The organism is Marichromatium sp. AB32 (assembly GCF_003718675.1).
Taxonomy (GTDB): Bacteria; Pseudomonadota; Gammaproteobacteria; order Chromatiales; family Chromatiaceae; genus Marichromatium; species Marichromatium gracile.
Map to the genome: position 1 here is coordinate 15,552 of NZ_RHFJ01000038.1, position 17,874 is coordinate 33,425.

Genomic DNA, 17,874 nt, shown 5'->3' on the forward strand with positions numbered 1-17,874 from the left:
GCCTCACCCCCGCGCCGGCGTCCGTACCAGCAGGAACAGACCCGCGAGCGTCATCACCGCACCCGGCAGCGAGGCCGGGTGCGGCCACTCACCGAGCACCGCGACAGCGGCCAGGGCGGCGACCAGGGGCGTGAGCAGTCCCAGGGTCGTGCTAATCAACGGGGACAGACGAGCGGCGGCGATCCCATAGGACAAGGTCGGCAACACGGTCGAGACCAGGGCAAGCGCCAGGATCACCGGCAACTCCCCGGCAACCGGCCAGCGTGGGGCCGCGGCCCAGAGCCAGGGCAGACTCACGACCAGCCCCCAGAGACAGGCCACCGCGGTGAGCGCGAGCGGGTGAGGACAGCCCCCAGCGAGCGCGCGCCGGCGCACCCCGATCGCGTAGAGCGCCGCGACCAGCGCGCAGCCGGACGCAAGCCCGTGACCGACACCCAGACCGCCCGCGCCCAACGCCGGGGCGAGATAGAGCGCCAGGCCGGCGAGCGCAAGCGCGACACACCCGAGCTGGCGTCCACTCGGCGCCGCGCCACCAACCCACTGCAGGAGCACCGCGATCACCGGCGCCGCGCCGATCACCAGGGTCACCTCGACGACCGGCGCGCGCACGAAGGCCTCGGTGGCCAGCACATAGTAGAGCCCCATCGCCAGCGGCAAGGGCGTGCGCAGTGCATGCACGGCCTGGCGCCGATGGATCAGCAGGAAGGGCGCCAGTACGAGCAGCCCGACGCCCAGCCTGGCGACGACGATCACCGTCGCCGGCAGATCGGGCAACAAGCGCACGAAGACCCCGGTCAGCCCCCAGGCCACCGGGGTCACCAGCGCAGCCCCCAGTCCGACCATCTCGACCGAACCCGTCGGCCTCATCCCTCGCACAGCACCATCCCCCTAACCGCATCAAGAGGCACGCAGGCTAGGAGGCGCCGACGGCGCTGTCTTGAACGATCTTGGCACCCTAGCGACGGCGGCGTGTGCGCGGATGACCGTGGTCGGAGCGATAGCGCCCCGGGGTCACCCCGGTCAGCCGCTTGAAGGCGCGGGTGAAATGGGCCTGGTCGGCGAACCCCAGCGCCGGCGCGACGGCGGCGACCGCCTCGCCCCGGGCGAGTCGCGACTGCGCCGCGCGCAGCCGGTACTGCAGGTGCCAGGCATGGGGCGGCAACCCCAGCTCACGGGTAAAGGCACGGGCCAGGCGGTAGGCATCGAGCCCCGCCGCCGAGGCCAGCTCGGTGAGCGAGACTGCGCGCTCCGGACAGTCGCCGAGATACTCCAGCGCGCGGCGCACCGCCTCGGGCTCGCGTCCGCTGCGCACGATCGCGGGGCACGGGCGCGCGTGCCGCGCGAGGAAGCCGGCGAGCACATCGAGCAACCGGGTCTCGAAGCTCAGCGAGGTCACGCGATCGGTCAGCGCCTCATGCGTGGCGGCCAAGGCCGCTGCAAGCGCTCGGTCACTGATGACGGGGGCGGACGCGAACCCCGCGGGCGGCCCCTCGCTCACCTGCAGCAGCAGACGCTCGGGAATGGTCAGGACGCGATAACGCCAACCCTCGGCGTCGATCGCCGAGACGGCATGGACCACCCCAGCCGGCATGGCGACGATCTGCCCGGGGGTGGCGACCAGCCGACCGCCCGCGGACGCCACCCGCTGCGCGCCGCCGTCGATCAGCGCGATCATCAGCCCGTCGTGACAGTGACGGGGAAAGGCATGGTCACGGAAGGTCCCGCACAGCACCTCGACCCCGGGGATGTCGGGGAGCTGACGGCTGCGGGGAGGATCGTCTCGAACCGTCATGGATAGACGCGGTGCCCTCGCTCATCGGCCAAGGATCATGACACCTCCGTCGCCGTGATCCTCGACCACATCGAGGATCGGGCCCCGAGGCTCCACCGGCGCGGGACCTTCCGTCGACTGCCCGTCGAGCTGGAGGCAGCTCCGGTCGATGGCGGCGGGTGAGCGCCAGTTGCACGGAACCGAGCCCGAAGCAGCGGCCTGGACTCGGTTCGGGTCATCAGCGTCGGAAGCGCCAGACCGAAGCCTACCCTGACACCGCCGCATCAACCACCCGCACAGCGTCCGATCACCGCCGAGCAGCGCTTGATGCTGCCAAAGCCCCAACCGGCGCGGTTGTCGCTGGCGATGGCGACGACGCGCCCATCGCGCACGCGGATGTCGAAGACACAGGCGCGGGCGTCGTCCTCGGGGTCCGGGGCCGGGGTGGCGCGCAGCAGACCGTCTGCACCGCGGCGCTGCGCCGAGGAGTAGTGGCGCAGCGTGACACCGGGCTCCGTGGCCGGTCGAGTGACCGACAACGGCTCGCCGATGCAGTGCGCGAGCCGCTCGACCTCGGCGCCGAGCAAGCGCTGCTCGGCCTCGTGGACCTGACGCAGGTGGGGCGCGCCGCAGCCGCCGGAGAGCAGCGCGACGGCGACGAACAGGAGTGACAGCTGGATACGCATGATCGCCGCCCCCCGCTCAGGTCCGCACCGGCTGGCCGCGCAGCCGGCCGCTCAACCGCAACCCGTCGCGCAGGCTCAACCCGAGCAGCGTGGCGTTGACCGCGCCGGCGACCAGCTCCAGCCCCTGCACCGCGTAGAAGACGCCATCGAGCTCCCCCGCCGCGGCCTTGGCGGCGAGAAAGAAGGCGCAGGGCACCAGCACCAGCAGCCCGTTGGCGGCGATGATCGGCATCCGCCGGCGCTTGGCCGCGACCCGTTCCCCCTGGCGGTCACGCGCCAGCGCGAAGCCCGAGCCGCCGACTGCCGCAAGCGCCGGGACCAGCACCAGCAGGCCCCAGGGGATGGCGGTCTTGACCGCGACGATGGCCGCCGGGGCGCCGAGGGTCTCGACGATCACGGTGGCGAACCAGAAGCTCAGGATGGTCAGCAGCGCCAGCGCGCCGGCGATGGGATGGATCCACTTGGTCATGACGGTCTCCGCTCCGGGATTAAACATAGCTTGCTATATAGCATTGCATTCCAAGCTATACAAGTGCTATCAAGACGCCATGACATTCAGCAGAGACGACTCGGCGGGCTATCTCGCCAACCATCTGGCGCGACTCTTCGCACGCGAGCTGCAGGCGCGGATCAAGCCGCTCGGTCTGAGCATCGGCACCTTTCCCGCGCTGTTGGTGCTGTGGGAGGGCGACGGGCTGACCCAGCGCGAGCTGATCGCCGCGCTCGACATCGAGCAGCCGACCATGGCCAACACCCTGGCGCGGATGGAGCGCGACGGGCTGATCCAGCGCCGGCGCGACCCGCACGACGGACGCGCCCAGCGCATCTGGCTGACCGAGACCGCCCGCGCTCTGGAGGGACCGGCGACGGCGGCGGCCACGGCGGTCAACGCCCACGCCCTCGCCGCGCTCTCGGCGACCGAGCGCGCGACCTTCGTCGCGCTGATGCGCAAGGTCGTCGCCGGGTTGCAGCCCGACGACGGGGCCGTCTGAGCCCTCCGCACGCGGGTGTTGGGTTGCCGGGTACGGCCGCCCAACCGACGGCATGACGACATCGGGAGGTCTCAGTCGCGCTCGGCCTCCAGCGCGCCGAGCCAGCCGAGGTCGTCGAGGATGGCGTAGAGCGCGGGCACCAGCAGCAGCGCGGCGAGCGTTGCGGTGGTCAGCCCGAAGGCCAGGCTGGTGGCCAGCGGGATGAGGATCTGCGCCTGCAGACTCTTCTCCAGCAGCAGCGGGGTGAGCCCGGCGATGGTGGTGACCGAGGTCAGCAGGATCGGGCGAAAGCGTGCCCGCGCCGCCTCGGCGGCGGCCTCGACCACCGCCGCGCCGCGCGCCCGCGCGGCGCGGATGAACACCACCAGCAGGATGGAGTCGTTGACCACCACGCCGAACAGCGAGGCCATGCCGATCATGCTCGGCATCGCCAGATCGATGCCGAGCGCGAGATGGCCGAACACCACCCCGACCAGCGCCATCGGGATCACCACCATCACCGTCAGCGGCGCCAGATAGCCGCGGAACTGCAGCGCCAGCAGCATGTAGACGCCGATCAGCCCGAGTGCCACGTTGCCGACGATCGACTGCCCGGTGAGCCGCGACTCGCGGATCTCGCCGTGGAAGGCCACCTGGATCTCGGGGTAACGCGCGCGCAACCCGGGCACGAACTCGGACTGAGCCAGGGTGAGCAACTCGCGGGCATTGACCCGATCGCGGTCGACCTCGCCCTGGATGGTCACCGCGCGACGCCCGTCGATGCGGTGGATACGCGCCCAGCCGCGCACCGTCTCGACCTCGGCGACCAGCGACAACGGCACCAAGGCGCCCTCGGCGCCGATCACGCGGAAGTCGTCGAGATCGTCGATCCCCATGCGATCGGCCGCCACCACCCGCAGGTTGACCTCGTAGCGCTCGCGCCCGACCTGGAACTCGTCGATCTCCACCCCCTGGAAGGCCGCGCGCACCTGCTCGGCCACCGCCCGCGCGTCGAGCCCGAGGACATCGGCGCCGGGCTTGAGCCGCAGCCGCAGCTCACGCTTGCCGGGACGCAGGTCGTCGCCGAGGTCGAGCACCCCGGCATGGCCCAGCAACCAGCCCTGGAACTCGGTCGAGGCCGCACGCAGCCGTTCGAGATCGGCGCCGAGCAGACGGATGTCGATCGCCCGACCCGCCGGGCCGATCGCCGGTTCGGTGTATTTGATGTTGATGACGTCGGCCAGCGGCCCGGTCTCCTCGCGCCAGGCCGCGAGCAGCTCGTCGAGGGGGAAGGCGCGCCGCTCGGCCTCGAGCAGATCGACCACCACCCGGGCGACATGGGCGCCGCCCTCGTAGGCATCGGGGTTCTGGCCGAAGCGCACGGCGACGTGTCGCACCAGCGGCCCAGCGTCGGGTTGTCCGGCCATGACCCGCGCGGCGGCACGCCCGAGCGCGGCCTCGAGTTCACTCACCACGGTCTCGGTGCGCGCCAGCGGCGTGCCCTGCGGCAACAGCACCCGGGCCTCGATGACATCACCGTCGAGCTCGGGGAAGCCGACGAACTTGAGCCGTCCGCCGGCGATCATCGCCACCGAGACCAGGAGCAACAACAGCGCCAGCCCGAGGGTGAGATAGCGCCAGGCCAGGGCACGATCGACCAGCGGGCCGAAGACCCCGTCGCGCAGCCACGCGAAGCCGCGCTCGACACCCCGGCGCAACCGCGCGGGCGGACGACCGCGCTCGCGCGCCAGGGCGTGGTTGAGATGATGGGGCAGGATCCAGAACGCCTCGATCAGGCTCACCGAGATCACCAGCAACAACACCACCGGCATGATCCGCAGGATCTGCCCGAGATCCCCGCCGATGAACACCAGCGAGCCGAACACCAGGGTGGTGGTGGCGAAGGAGGCGAGCACCCCGGGCAGCACCTCGCGCGCACCCGCGATGGCCGCCTCGGCGGGGGCGGCGCCGCGCGCCAGCCGGGCGGCGATGTTCTCGGCGATGACGATGGCGTCATCCATCAGCAGGCCGATGCCGATCAGCAGCCCGACCATCGAGATCATGTTGACGGTGATGCCGAACAGCGGCATCAGCACGAAGGCGCCGAGGAAGGAGACCGGCAACCCCATGGTCACCCAGAAGCTGTAGCGGATGCCGAAGAACAGCCACAGCACCAGGAACACCAGCGCCAACCCCTGGAGACCGTTGCGCACCAGCATCTCCAACCGGTCGCCGACCATCGAGGCGACGTCCTGGGTGAGCGTGAGCGCGATCCCGGCGGGGGCGCGCTCACGCTCGGCGGCGACGAAGGCGCGCACCGTCTCGTAGATGTCGAGCACGTCCTGGTCGCGGGTCTTGCTCACCACCAGCAGTGCGGCGCGGCGTCCGTCGAAGCGCACCTGGTCCTCGGGGCGGTCGAAACGGTCGGTGATGGTGGCGATCTCGCCGAGACGGATCTGCGCCCCGCTCGCACCCGAGACCACCACCAGATCGGCGAAATCGGCGGCGCGCTTGCGCTGATCGTCGAAGCGCAGCAGCAGATCCTCGTCCGGGCCCTCGATCCAGCCGAGCGGGGTGCCGACGCTGTGACGGGCGACGACCTCGGCGACCTCGGCGGCGGACAGACCGTACTGGCGCAACCGCCAGGAGGGGATCTCGAGACGGATGTGATGATCGGAGAAGCCCTGGATGTCGATCTGGGCGATCGCGGTCTCGGCCAGCATCCGCGCCTCGAGGTCCTCGGCATAGGCCTTGAGCGCGACCGGATCATCGGGACCGGTGACCGCCACCGCGATCACCGGATCGGTGCGGCCGAGCTCGCGCACCACCGGGCGCTCGGTCTCGTCGGGAAAGTCGTCGATGGCCTCGACCTCGGCGTTGACGTCGTCGAGAAAGCGCATCATCTCCGCGCCCTCGCGCATCACCGCGACCGCCACGCCCTGCCCCTCGACGGCTTCGCAGCGCAGCTCGTCGAGGTCGTTGACCGCCTCGAGCGCGTCCTCGATGCGCCGGCAGACGGCGTCCTCGACCTCGCCCGGGGTGGCGCCGCGATAGACCACCCGTACCTCGACCTCGTCATTGGCGACCTCGGGCAGGGTCTCGCGCTGCAGCCCCGGCAGGCTGGTCAGACCGAGGATCATGATCGCGGCCATCAGCAGGTTGGCCGCGGTCTGGTGACGGGCGAACCAGGCGATCATGGTTGCACCGCCTGGGCGCGCAGCATCCGTGTCAGACGCTCATCGGGCTCGACGGCCAGACGCATGCCCTCGACCACCGGCACCAGGTCGGAGACCACCACCCGCGCCCCCGGCTCCAGCCCCGCGGCGATCACGCACAGCTCGCCCTGGGTGTAGCGCACCTCGACCGGGCGACGGCGCAGCCGGTCCTCGGCGTCGGCCACCAACACCGCGCCGTCGCGTACCGCCAGACGCGGCACCACCAGCTGCTCGCCGGCCGGACGCGCGCGCAGCACCACCTCGACGAACATGTTCTTCGACAGCGGCGGGCGATAGCCGGGACGGATCTTGTCGAAGGGACGATCGACCGCGACCACCACGCCCATGGTGCGGGTGCGCGGGTCGACGGTATCGTCGAAACGCACGAACTCGGCCGCCCACTCGGCGACATGGTTGCCGAGATCGAGCCGCACGCGGGCCTCGACCCCGGTGACCGAGGCGACCAACTCGCCGAGCCGGGTGACATCGACCTCGACTGCGGGTCGATCGAGGAACAACCGCCGCAGCGACGCCAGCGGCACCTGCGCCTCGATCTCCATGCGTTCGATGGTATCCCCGACGAACAACCGCTGACCGACGCCGACGTACTGCTCGGCCTCGACCGCGAGATCGGCCACCCGCAGCTCGAAGGGGGCGGTGATGCGGGTGTGGGCGAGATCGCGCTCGGCGCGCCGTGCCTTGGCCTCGAGCAGGGCCTGGCGGGCGGGGATCAGCGCCAGGGTGTTGTCGAGCCGCCGCACCTCGGCGCGACTGGCGAGCAGCGCCCGCTCCGAATCATCGACCACGCTCTGCGAGGTGGTGCCCTGGCCGATCAGCCGCTGGTTGCGCGCCAGCGCCGCCTCGGCCAGCTCGAGGTTGCGCCGCTCGATCACCAGCAGCGCCTCGGCGTTGCCGCGCTGCACCTCCAGATCGGCGAGTTCGGCGCGCGCCTGCGCCAGCAACAGCTCGTAGTCGACCGGGTCGATGCGCAGCAGCTCGCTGCCGGCGGCGTGGATCTCGCCCTCGCGCAACCTCGGGTGGACCCACACCACCCGCCCGGCGACCTGACTCACCGCCGCCCACACCCGCTCGGGCTGCACCGAGCCATAGCCCGCGGCGGTCGGCGCGAGCGCCACCAGAGTGGCCTCGACCACCCGCACCGCACGCACCGGCTCGACCGGCTCGGTGAGCACCGGCGGCTCGCGCCCGCGCACCATCAGCACCAGGATCAGCACCCCCAGCATGATCGGGGGGAACAACAGCAGGCGACGCCAGCGCGGCGTGGGACTCGGGTTCATCGTTGCACTCCCTCGCCGGGGGTGGCGAGGGCGCTCTCGGCGAGCGCGGCGACCACCCGGCGGATGTGGACGAGATCGCCCTCGTCGAAGCCCTCGCGATCCATGTAACGCAGCAATGCGGTGCGACCGGCGCGGAAGATCACCGCCTGACCGATCAGCGCATGGGCGATCACCCGGATCTCGTCGTCGTCGGCCGGGCGATTGCGGGCGCGACCGATCAACTCACCGAGGACGTGGTGGACGGGGCCGAACAGGGTCTCGTAGAGGATCTCGAAGGCCTCGGTCGGTCGCCCCTGCTCGCGGATGATCAGCCCCGGCACGTGACGCCCGAACTCGTCGCCGAGCAGACGCGAGGCCAGGCGCCCGATCAGGTCGCCGACCAGCCGTCGACACTCCTCGGGACTGGCGTCGGCATAGGTGCTGCGGATCCACGACAGATCCTCGTGCAGCAGCGCACGCATGCGCTCGCCGAGCAGCCGCGCGGTGGCCAGATAGAGCCCGTGCTTGCCGCCGAAGTGATAGGAGATGGCGGCGAGGTTGACCCCGGCGGCGGTGGCCAGCTCGCGGGTGCTGACCGCATCGTAGTCACGCTGGCCGAAGGCCTCGAGCGCGGCCGCGAGCAGACGCTCGCGGGTCTCCTGGGTAGAGGGTCTGGTGGTCATCTCAAGGGACTCGCTGATCGGAACACACCAGAAACATAGTTCAAACGAATGTTTAATTCAAACGATCGTTTGAAATCTATCCCCACAGAGGCACGGCCGAATCGTTGGCGGCGGTTGAGTCAGTCTCCAGGAGTTTGAACCGCAAAGCCGCAAAGGACACAAAGGCGGGAACCACCCACCACCCCCCTCAAACCCTTCGCGCTCTTCGCGCCATTGCGGTTCAATTCACTGAAGGCTGGAGACTGGAAGCTGAAGGCTGGAAGCTGACGGCTGACGGCTCGCGAAAAAACCGCCTACCCCCTCAAACGCCTTCGCGTCCTTCGCGTCCTTCGCGTCCTTCGCGTCCTTCGCGCCATCGCGGCTCAATTCTCTGGAGGCTGCAAGCTGACGACTGACGACTCGCAAAAAAAACCGCCCACCCATCAAACCCTCCGCGTCCTTCGCGGCTTTGCGGTTCAATTCTCTGGAGGCTGGAGGCTGGAGGCTGAAGGCTGGAAGCTGGAGGCTGACGACTAACGACTCGCAAAAAAACCGCCCACCCCCCATCAAACCCTTCGCGTCCTTCGCGGCTTTGCGGTTCAATTTCCTGGAGGCTGGAGGCTGGAGGCTGGAGGCTGGAGGCTGGAGGCTGGAGGCTGAAAACTGGCAACTGAACGACCCGGGCGCCGGATTGCCCGGCGCCCGACTGGCATGGACGGTCTAGAACTTGAACCGCCCGACACGCTCCTGTTGCTCGGCCGCGAGCTGTGCCAGCTCACTCGCAGCATGGTTGATCTGGGTCGAACCGGCAGCGATGCCCTCGACCGCCTGGGTGGTGTTGATCAGGTTGCGATCGACCTCCTGGGAGACGGCCGACTGCTCCTCGGCAGCGCTGGCGATCTGGGTGTTCATGTCCTTGATCGCACTCACCGCCTGGGTGATCTGATCGAGCGAGTTGCCCGCCTCGGCGGCCATGCCGACGCTCTCCCGCGCCTGGCTGCGACCCTGCTCCATCACCGTCACCGCCTGCCCGGCGCCGGACTGCAAGCGCTCGATCATCTGCTGGATCTCGGTGGTCGAGGCCTGGGTGCGGCTGGCCAGGGTGCGGACCTCGTCGGCGACCACCGCGAAGCCGCGGCCCTGCTCGCCGGCGCGCGCCGCCTCGATCGCGGCGTTGAGCGCGAGCAGATTGGTCTGCTCGGCGATGCCGCGGATGACGTCGAGTACCTTGCCGATCTCCTCGGAGTCGGCCGAGAGGCGACCGATCACCCCGGTGGCCTCCTCGACCTGTTGCGACAGCGCCTCGATCGAGCCGATCGCGCGAGCGACCACCTCGCGACCGGCGCCCGCATCCTGGTCGGCCTGACGCGTCGCCTCGGCCGCCTCGGTTGCATGGCGTGCGACCTCGGCGACGGTGGCGGTCATCTCGTTCATCGCGGTGGCGACCTGATCGAGCTCGGCCTGCTGACGGCGGACCTGTTCGTCGGTCTGCTCGCTGGTGGCCGAAAGCTCCTCGGCGGCGGCGGCCAGCCGCTCCCCTCCCCCGGCGACCTGAGAGACCAGCTCGCGAACCTTCCCCTGGAACAGGTTGAAGGCGGTCGCCAGTTCGGCCAGTTCGTCCTTGCCGTGGACCTCGATCTGGCGGGTGAGGTCGCCCTCGCCCTCGGCGATGTCGCGCATCGTCTCCGAGACACCATGGATACGGTTGACGATGACCCGCGCCACCAACAGCATCACCCCGACGCCGACGACGATGCACAGCACCGCCACGCCGAGCATCACCGTCGCGGCCCGCTTGGCGCTGGCCTCGGCCTGATCGGCCGCGGCGGTGACCACATCCATGGGCACGGCCACGCCGACCGACCAGGGGCGCTCGTTCTCGCCGAGCCGGATCGGTACGAAGGCCAGCAGCTCACCGTCCACCTCGCTCACCGTGGTCTTGCCGGCCTGGATGTCGTCGATGATCCGCCCCGACTCGGGGTGCAGCTCGGAGAAGGGCTTGCCGACCAGATCCGGTCGCCGGCTGGAAGCAACCAGCGTCCCCTCATAGGAGACCAGGGCGATCTTGCCCCTGCCCTCATAGAGGGTCGAGGCAGTCTCCTCGACCAGACGCTGCAGGTGCGGCAGCGCGATATCGACGCTGACCACGCCACGGAAGCGATCGTTGCTGGTGATCGGCACCACCACCGAGGTGATCAGCTGCTCACGTCCCTGTATCTCGTAGAGATAGGGATCGATCACCTGCTCCTTGCCGGTGCGCTTGGGGATCAGGTAATAGTCACCCGACCCGGCCACGTCATAATCACGTGACGCCTCGAGCACCAGCTCGCCATTGCCGCCACGGCTCCAGTAGGGGATGAAGCGACCACTGGCGTCGGTCCCCGGGGTGTTGGCGAATTCGGCATCCATGCCGTCGAAGGCGTTCGGCTCCCAGACGGTGTAGAGACCGGCGAAACCGGGGTTGTTCTGCAACACCGAGCGCAGCATCTGGTTGATGTCGTCGCGGCTGTAGAAGGACATGTCGTCGGACCAGAGCCCGGAGGCGAGCACCCAGCCCCATTCGGGCACCAGGCGACCATAGGACAACTTGGGCGTGGTGCCACTGTCGCCCGGTCGGCTCCAGTTGTAATGGATGTAGCCACCGCCCTCGGCGCGGGCCCGATCGCCGAGCGCGACGAACAGGTTTTCGTTTCGCCCCATCGCGGTGTTGTAACGCGGATCGTTCAGTACCTGCCCCTCGAGCTGGGGCTGATAGGGGTGCATGAGCATGCGCGGATAGGGCGTTCCCAGATCCTGGATCCACAGATAGTTGTCACCATCGAAACGCATGCTGCGCACCAGCTCGATGGCGCGATCCTGGGCCTCGGTCAGCGGCATCTCGCCACGCTCGGCCGCAGCGACCAGGGGGGCGATCGCCGAGGCGGCCAACTCCGAGACGACCTCCATGCGCTTGTAGCGCGCACGCAGTCGCGTCCAGTCCGAGGCACTCAGTGCCTCGCCGTCCTTGTGCGCGGCCGAGGCGAAGGCCTGGGCGAGGCTGCGTACCACACCGAAGGCACGATCGGCATCGCCCTTGATGACCGCGGCCTGCTCGCGCGCGGCGTTGACGATGAAGGCACGACCGTTCTCCAGCGCCTCCGCGCGCTGCCGGTCGGCCATCTGTGCCATCTGGTTGAGGGCATAGGCGGTAATCACGCCGCCGAGCACGATCAGCGTCAACCCCGACCACAGGGCGATCTTGAAGCCAATCGAATGTCGATTGAGTAGCGTCACACTAATATCTCCTCACTTCACTGTCGGACGCTCGCGCCGGCGTTGACACGTCCCCCCGGACCGCTCGTCGCATCCAGCGCGAACCCGGGCAAGAGATCAGCCTTTAACGCGCCAGTCCATGTCGAGTGACAGACAGTGTGTGTCAGATCAAGCTTTTTGATGAAAGCGACTCAAGTCCGTCATGCGAATCGCGACCGCTGGCGGGATGCCGATCAGCAAGCCCGATGGCACGATATCATCAATTCTCGCGCGCGCGCGCGAAGTTCTAGAGCGTCGGGTAATTGTGTACCCGCAGGCAGTGTTGGCATCAATTCTCTCGCGCGCGCGAAGTTTAGAACTCGACTTGATCTTCGCGGATCTCAATGAATCGCGATCAATATCTCTCGCGCGCGTGCGAAGTTTAGAGCAGCCACCGCCAGGGCCGGCGACCGGCATGATGAGCACGCAGCCGCCGCAGGCCACGCCACCGCGACGATGCACGCGTACAGCATCAACGCATCATCGGCTGCCTTGGCGAGCCATCAAGCCGTCCCCATCCACTGCTCCAGACAGGCCCGCCAATGCCCCGCCAGGATCTCACCATGCGCCACACCCTCCCGCCCTCTCTCGCCCGACACGGGCTCATCGCACGCCTCATGCATGCGACAGCGCTGATGCTGCTGTGCGGCGCGGCCGCCCTGGCGCAACCGGCCAGGGCGGCGACCGAGACACCGCAACTCAACGTGATCTGCGACCTCTGGGCGCCCTACCAGATGGTCGTCGACGGTAGACTCGACGGCTTCAGCACCCAAGTGGTGCGCCGCATCTTCGAGCGGCTCGATGTGGCCGTCCGCGAGACCCGGGTCTACCCCTGGAAGCGCGCCATCATCATGCTCGAACGCGGTGCCGCCGATGCGCTCTTCTCGGCCAACTACACCGACGCACGCAGCGAGTTCGCCCTCTATCCCGAACAACCGCTGGTGGAAACCCCCTGGGAACTCTGGACCTCCCGCGAGCTGGCGGCGACCTACCACGGACTCGACGACCTGCGCGGCCACCGCGTCGGCGTGGTCCGCGGCTACAGCTATACGCCGGAGTTCTGGGCGTTCGTCGAGCGCCATCAGGTCTATGAGGCGGCCGAGAGCGACGAGCAGAACTTTCGCAAGCTCCAGGCCGGTCGGCTCGACTTCGTGATCGCCGAACACGGCAATGCCCACCACATCATCGAGCGGATGGGGATGCTCGATAGCATCGTTCCGATCACCGCTCACCCGATCAAGAGCGACGGCATCTACATCATCTTCAGCAAGGCGCGTGTCTCCCCCGAGCTGGTCGAGCGCTTCTCCGTCGAACTCGCCCGCTTCAAGCAGGAGCCCGAGTATCAGCAACTCCTGCGGGACTATCTCGGCGAGGGCCAGACACACTGAGCGGCGCAACCAGGGGTTGACATCCAGTACGCGAGAGACTAGCGTTATCGCAAACGATAACGATTGTCATTTGTAAGATTCACCAACGCGAGACTGGAGACCGAGCGCCGTGACCATGCCATCCGTTCCCTCGACAGACAGCCACCGCCAGGCCCCCCTTTGCCGCAAGGGCCCGCCGCAGATGCGCAGCATCGACAGCCACACCCTGCTCGGCGGTCAGCACCTGCTGCTCATCGATCACGCCGGTGAGCGCTACTTTCTCAGGATGACCCGCAACAACAAGCTGATCCTGACCAAATAGTCCCAGCCGACGCGGCGCCGGGTCTGGCCCCTCACTGCCAGTCCCGCTCGCCGCGCGGCCCTGCCGACCGGACCAGGAACACACAGACCCCGACATGGACATCGCCACACCAGAACCCGCGCCCTCCGGGGCGGCAACGCCACCCTGGACATCCCCGCCAGCCCTGACCCAAGGGCATCGCTGCGCCGCACGGATGCGGCACCCTGTCGACACCTCTCCAGCGGCACGCGAACACCCTCGCCCCGCCGCAACCGAGAGCGTGTCTCCGATGACGACCTCAGAGGTACAGGACATGCAGGAGATTACCGACCAGCTCACCGCCCAGGACCTCCACCGGCTCGCGCCCGGCGAGTTGGAATCACGGCTGCGCGAACTCATCCGCCGCTATGCGCGCGAGGGCTCGACGCGCCATGCCCGGGCCGTGATCCAGCACATCGAGGCGCTCTATCTGCACCCCGCCGGCAGCCGCGACCCCGACCAGCAGTGCCACCTGCGCCGCTTCGCCCGACACTGGCGCTGGCTGGCCGAGCAGCGCGCCGGCACCCTGGCGCATAGCCATTGAAGGATTGCCACCGACGCCCTAGATCACCGGGCACGGAACCAGGCCGCGCCAGCCCGATACCGGCCAGCAGCGCCTCCCTGGCCAGCGCAGCTCGGCCCTCGCCCGCGCGCGGGGAGCGGCCACCGCCTCAAGCCTGATCGACAGGAGCCGCAGATGCACGCCAACGCCAACCTCGCCACCGTCACCCCACTGCACCCTGCCACGCCATCGCCACCGCACCGCCGGCGCTGGGCCGAGCTGCTGTGGGACCTCGGCTGTCTCGATCAGGTGTGGATCGAGACCGAGCTACCGGGCATACAGCTCACCCAGCAGGCGCTGTTGCAGGGTATTCGGATCCGCGATCACTACGCCTGGCTGGAGGGGCGCGGCTTCGCGCTACACGGCTTCCTCGCCCACTGGCAGCGGCTGCAGGGCCAGCCACGCGGCCTGCGCATCGAGGACGCCGGCGGCGCCAAGCTGCTCGGCATCTCGCTCGCGCGCGACGCCAGCGACTTCGCCCTGCGCACGCTCATCCAGACACATCAAGACGACGACCGTCGTGTTCCTCCTGGCCAGGGCCGTCACCAGCCAGCCCCGTCCACCTGGCAAGGGCCGACCGACCCCGACACCAGACACGACCTGGCCGAGGTCTGCGGCTGGCTCAGGCTCCATCCGCCCCGGCTGCGCGATCACGGCCGGCTCACCCTGGTCGATCACGAGCTGGTCGGGTGTCTGTTCGAGGCCCTCGCCGACCAGGGCCGCGCACTGCACGTGCTCACCGGCACCCGCGGCGTCGCCCAGCGCTTCAGCGGGGTCTTCCACACCCATCACCGCCGCGCCGGGCCCTGGCTGCAGCTCATCGGCGACGGCGCGCGACTGCGTCTCGACACCGGGGCGATCGACAGCGCCTGGGTGTTCCAGCGCGCCGACACCTCCAGGCGCCAGCTGCGTCTCTACGACGACGGCGGACGCGCGCTCGCCCTCGTCGAGGACCAGCTATCGCTCGACGGCAGCGAGGACCCGATCTGGCGCACCCTGATCAACGCGCTCTCGGACTGACCGAAAAACACGCAACGTGCTAGCCTGTTGGCGCGCCATCCGCCGGCAACAGGAGTACGCCACCATGTCGACGCCGATCCGTCTCGAGGCACTGCGCGAGGAATACACCCGGCTTTTCAACAGCTGCACGACCGCCCCCGATCGTACCGGCGCCGTCGAGCGACTGGCCGCACGGATCCTCGCCCAGCAGGAGCGCTATCGCGCGCTCGGCGCCATCGCCGCGGTCCCCTGGCCGGTGATCGCCGTCATCCACGCGCTCGAGTCCGGGCTGCGCTTCGACCGTCATCTGCACAACGGCGACCCGCTGCACGCCCGCACCCGTCGCGTCCCCGCCGGTCGACCACCGGGCGAGCCGCCGTTCAGCTGGGAGCGCTCGGCGCTCGACGCGTTGCACCTGAGCGGGCTTGCCGGCTGGCACGACTGGGGATTGGCCGGCACCCTGTTCCGGCTCGAGGCCTACAACGGCTGGGGCTATCGCAAGTACCACCCCGAGGTGCGATCGCCCTATCTGTGGTCCTTCTCGGGGCACTACCGCAAGGGCAAGTATGCCGCCGACGGCCGCTTCGACCCCGAGCTGGTCTCGCGCCAGTGCGGCGCAGCGACCCTCCTCAAGGCGCTCGAGGCGCACGGCGTCGAGGTCTTCGACGAGCCGGCGACGGCGGAGACGACCGGCGCGCCCGCCACACTCGACTACCCCGGGGTGATGCTGCGCCAGGGCGTGCGCGACAGCGCGCTGGTGCGCCGGGTACAGAGACGACTCAACGCCCTCGGCTGCGCCGTCCCGGCGCTGGTGGTCGATGGCGATTTCGGCAGCAAGACCGAGGCGGCGTTGCGACTGTTCCAGGCACGCAGCGAGGACCCGCGCGGCGAGCCGCTGGTGGTCGACGGCATCCTCGGGCCGCTGACCTGGGCGGCGCTGTTCGGCGCCGAGCCGCCCCGCAGGCGCGCCGCCGACAGGCTGCTGACCCAGGTGCTGGAGATCGCCCGCGGCGAGATCGGGGTGCGCGAGGAACCACCGGGGTCGAACCGCGGCCCCCGGGTCGAGGCCTATCTCGCCAGCACCGGGCTCGACGGCGGTCACCCCTGGTGCGCGGCCTTCGTCCACTGGTGCTTCGCCGAGGCCGCGCGCGGCCTCGGCATCGACAACCCCTGCATCAACACCGCCGGGGTGCTCGATCACTGGAACCGGGCCGGGCACGAGGGGGTGCGCCGCATCACCCGGGCCGAGGCGAGCGCCGACCCGACGCGGGTCCAGCCCGGCGCGATCTTCGTGATCGACACCGGCGACCCCGGCGGCGCCGGTCACACCGGGCTGGTCGAGCGCATCGAGGGGGCGCGGCTGGTGACCATCGAGGGCAACACCAATGTCGCCGGCGGGCGCGAGGGGATCGGCGTGCTGCGCCGACACGGCCGCAAGATCAACAGCATCAACAAGGGCTTCATCGACTACGCCAGCAACGGCTGAGCGCGCTCAGTCGGGCTCCGCCACCGACTCGACCCGGGCGATGAAGCACCCACCGCTCACCCGCACCCCGACCCGCTGCCCCGGCGCAAGCGCACTCGGATCGCGCACCGGGGCACCGCCCGGCGGCTGGGTGACCAGGGCATAGCCACGCGCCAGGGTCGCCAGCGGACCGCGCGCGTCCAACCCGGCGACCGCGCGTGCCAGCCGCGCGCGCTGACGCTCGAGCTGCGCCGCCTGCCCCTGATGCAGCCGCCGCTCCAGGGCCTCCAACCGTACCCGCGCCGGCGTCAGGCGCCGCCCCGGATGACAGCGCTCGAGACGATTGGCGAGCGCGTCCAGACGCTGCGTCTCGTGCCGCAACCGCACCGCCAGCGCCGCGCGCAGCCGCGCCTCCAGACGATCGAGCTGCTGGGCGCGCTGTTCGAGCCGGGCACGCGGGTGGAGCAGCCGCAACCCACGCTCCAACCCCTGCACCCGTCGGCGCTCGGTCTCGATGCGTTGGCGCAACGCCAGCGCCAGCCGACCCTCGAGCCGATCGAGCCGGGCGAGCAGCGGCTCGCGCGCCGGGGCGACCAGCTCGGCCGCCGCCGAGGGCGTGGGCGCGCGCCGATCGGCGACCAGATCGACGATGCTGAGATCGGTCTCGTGCCCCACCCCGCTCACCACCGGGATCGACGAGGCGGCGACGGCGCGCGCCAGGGTCTCGTCGTTGAACGCCTCCAGGTCCTCGCGCGCGCCGCCGCCGCGGGCGAGGATCAGCACGTCGCACTCGGCACGGGCATTGGCCTGCGCCAGCGCCGCGACCAGCGAGGCCGCGGCACCCTCGCCCTGCACCTGGGCCGGGTAGATCAGCACCGCCAACCCCGGCTGGCGCCGTCGCAGCACCACCAGCAGATCGTGCAGCGCCGCCCCGCTCGGCGAGGTGATCAGCCCGACCTGACGCGGAAAGGCCGGCGGCGCGCGCTTGCGCTCGGGCGCGCACAGACCCTCGGCCTCGAGCCGCGCGGCCAGGCGCTCGAAGGCCAGCCGTGCGGCGCCCTCGCCGTCGGCCTCGAGCGACTCGACGATGAGCTGGAAGTCGCCGCGCGGCTCGTAGAGCCCGACACGCGCGCGCACCACCACCTGCTGACCGTTGGCCGGACGCATCGCGAGCGACCGCCCGCGGGCGCGAAACAGCGCGCAGCGCACCGCCGCGCCGGTGTCGCGGAGGGTGAAATAGAGATGCCCCGAGGCCGGCGCGGCGAGGT

At 69.8% G+C, this 17,874-nt stretch carries 15 protein-coding genes; 6 read left to right on the forward strand and 9 right to left on the reverse strand.

Annotated features, from left to right (window positions below; all coding sequences use genetic code 11):
* Positions 1-3 precede the first annotated feature (3 nt).
* The 4 genes from EBL85_RS11850 to EBL85_RS11865 form a co-directional block, all read right to left on the reverse strand.
* Positions 4-867: a DMT family transporter gene (locus EBL85_RS11850; RefSeq protein ID WP_123143011.1), complete on the reverse strand. Its 864-nt coding sequence runs from the start codon at positions 865-867 to the stop codon at positions 4-6.
* 88 nt (positions 868-955) lie between these two features.
* Positions 956-1,792 (reverse strand): AraC family transcriptional regulator, encoded by an 837-nt coding sequence (locus EBL85_RS11855; protein ID WP_123143012.1) that lies wholly within the window; start codon positions 1,790-1,792, stop codon positions 956-958.
* Between the two features lie 263 nt (positions 1,793-2,055).
* Positions 2,056-2,457 carry a hypothetical protein gene (locus EBL85_RS11860; RefSeq protein WP_123140844.1) on the reverse strand — a complete coding sequence of 134 codons (402 nt, stop codon included), beginning with the start codon at positions 2,455-2,457 and terminating at the stop codon, positions 2,056-2,058.
* A 16-nt stretch (positions 2,458-2,473) separates the two neighbouring features.
* Positions 2,474-2,926 carry a hypothetical protein gene (locus tag EBL85_RS11865; protein ID WP_123140843.1) on the reverse strand — a complete coding sequence of 151 codons (453 nt, stop codon included), beginning with the start codon at positions 2,924-2,926 and terminating at the stop codon, positions 2,474-2,476.
* Positions 2,927-3,005: 79 nt separating this feature from the next.
* Here EBL85_RS11865 and EBL85_RS11870 point away from each other — a divergent pair, with 79 nt between their 5' ends.
* A complete protein-coding gene (locus EBL85_RS11870) occupies positions 3,006-3,449 on the forward strand; it encodes a MarR family winged helix-turn-helix transcriptional regulator (protein ID WP_123140842.1) in 444 nt (147 codons plus the stop codon).
* Positions 3,450-3,520: 71 nt separating this feature from the next.
* Here the strand turns inward: EBL85_RS11870 and EBL85_RS11875 are convergent, their stop codons facing one another.
* From EBL85_RS11875 to EBL85_RS11895, 4 genes are all read right to left on the reverse strand, one after another.
* Positions 3,521-6,625, reverse strand: coding sequence for an efflux RND transporter permease subunit (locus tag EBL85_RS11875; RefSeq protein WP_123143013.1), 3,105 nt, complete (start codon positions 6,623-6,625; stop codon positions 3,521-3,523).
* Positions 6,622-7,941 (reverse strand): efflux RND transporter periplasmic adaptor subunit, encoded by a 1,320-nt coding sequence (locus EBL85_RS11880; protein WP_123143014.1) that lies wholly within the window; start codon positions 7,939-7,941, stop codon positions 6,622-6,624. Before EBL85_RS11880 ends, EBL85_RS11875 begins: the two co-directional genes overlap by 4 nt.
* Positions 7,938-8,603, reverse strand: coding sequence for a CerR family C-terminal domain-containing protein (locus EBL85_RS11885; protein WP_123143015.1), 666 nt, complete (start codon positions 8,601-8,603; stop codon positions 7,938-7,940). Before EBL85_RS11885 ends, EBL85_RS11880 begins: the two co-directional genes overlap by 4 nt.
* Before the next feature lie 699 nt (positions 8,604-9,302).
* Complete coding sequence (locus EBL85_RS11895) at positions 9,303-11,855, reverse strand: methyl-accepting chemotaxis protein (RefSeq protein WP_123143016.1); 2,553 nt, start codon at positions 11,853-11,855, stop codon at positions 9,303-9,305.
* 581 nt (positions 11,856-12,436) lie between these two features.
* Between EBL85_RS11895 and EBL85_RS11900 the strand changes: the two genes are divergently transcribed.
* The 5 genes from EBL85_RS11900 to EBL85_RS11920 all read left to right on the forward strand — a co-directional run bounded on the left by EBL85_RS11900 (position 12,437) and on the right by EBL85_RS11920 (position 16,627).
* Positions 12,437-13,261 (forward strand): ABC transporter substrate-binding protein, encoded by an 825-nt coding sequence (locus EBL85_RS11900; RefSeq protein ID WP_165913434.1) that lies wholly within the window; start codon positions 12,437-12,439, stop codon positions 13,259-13,261.
* Between the two features lie 181 nt (positions 13,262-13,442).
* Complete coding sequence (gene hemP, locus EBL85_RS17450) at positions 13,443-13,562, forward strand: hemin uptake protein HemP (RefSeq protein WP_223806130.1); 120 nt, start codon at positions 13,443-13,445, stop codon at positions 13,560-13,562.
* 268 nt (positions 13,563-13,830) lie between these two features.
* The gene (locus tag EBL85_RS11910) at positions 13,831-14,124 is read left to right on the forward strand and encodes an ATP dependent RNA helicase (RefSeq protein ID WP_223806131.1); all 294 of its coding nucleotides are present in this window, start codon (positions 13,831-13,833) and stop codon (positions 14,122-14,124) included.
* Positions 14,125-14,277: 153 nt separating this feature from the next.
* On the forward strand, positions 14,278-15,162 hold the full coding sequence (locus EBL85_RS11915; RefSeq protein WP_123143018.1) for a hypothetical protein: 885 nt from the start codon (positions 14,278-14,280) through the stop codon (positions 15,160-15,162).
* A gap of 64 nt (positions 15,163-15,226) precedes the next feature.
* Entirely contained in the window at positions 15,227-16,627 is a 1,401-nt protein-coding gene (locus EBL85_RS11920) for a peptidoglycan-binding protein (protein ID WP_123143019.1), read from the forward strand.
* 6 nt (positions 16,628-16,633) lie between these two features.
* Here the strand turns inward: EBL85_RS11920 and xseA are convergent.
* Positions 16,634-17,874 (reverse strand): exodeoxyribonuclease VII large subunit (xseA, locus tag EBL85_RS11925; protein ID WP_123143020.1); only part of this gene is annotated, 1,241 nt, incomplete at its 5' end.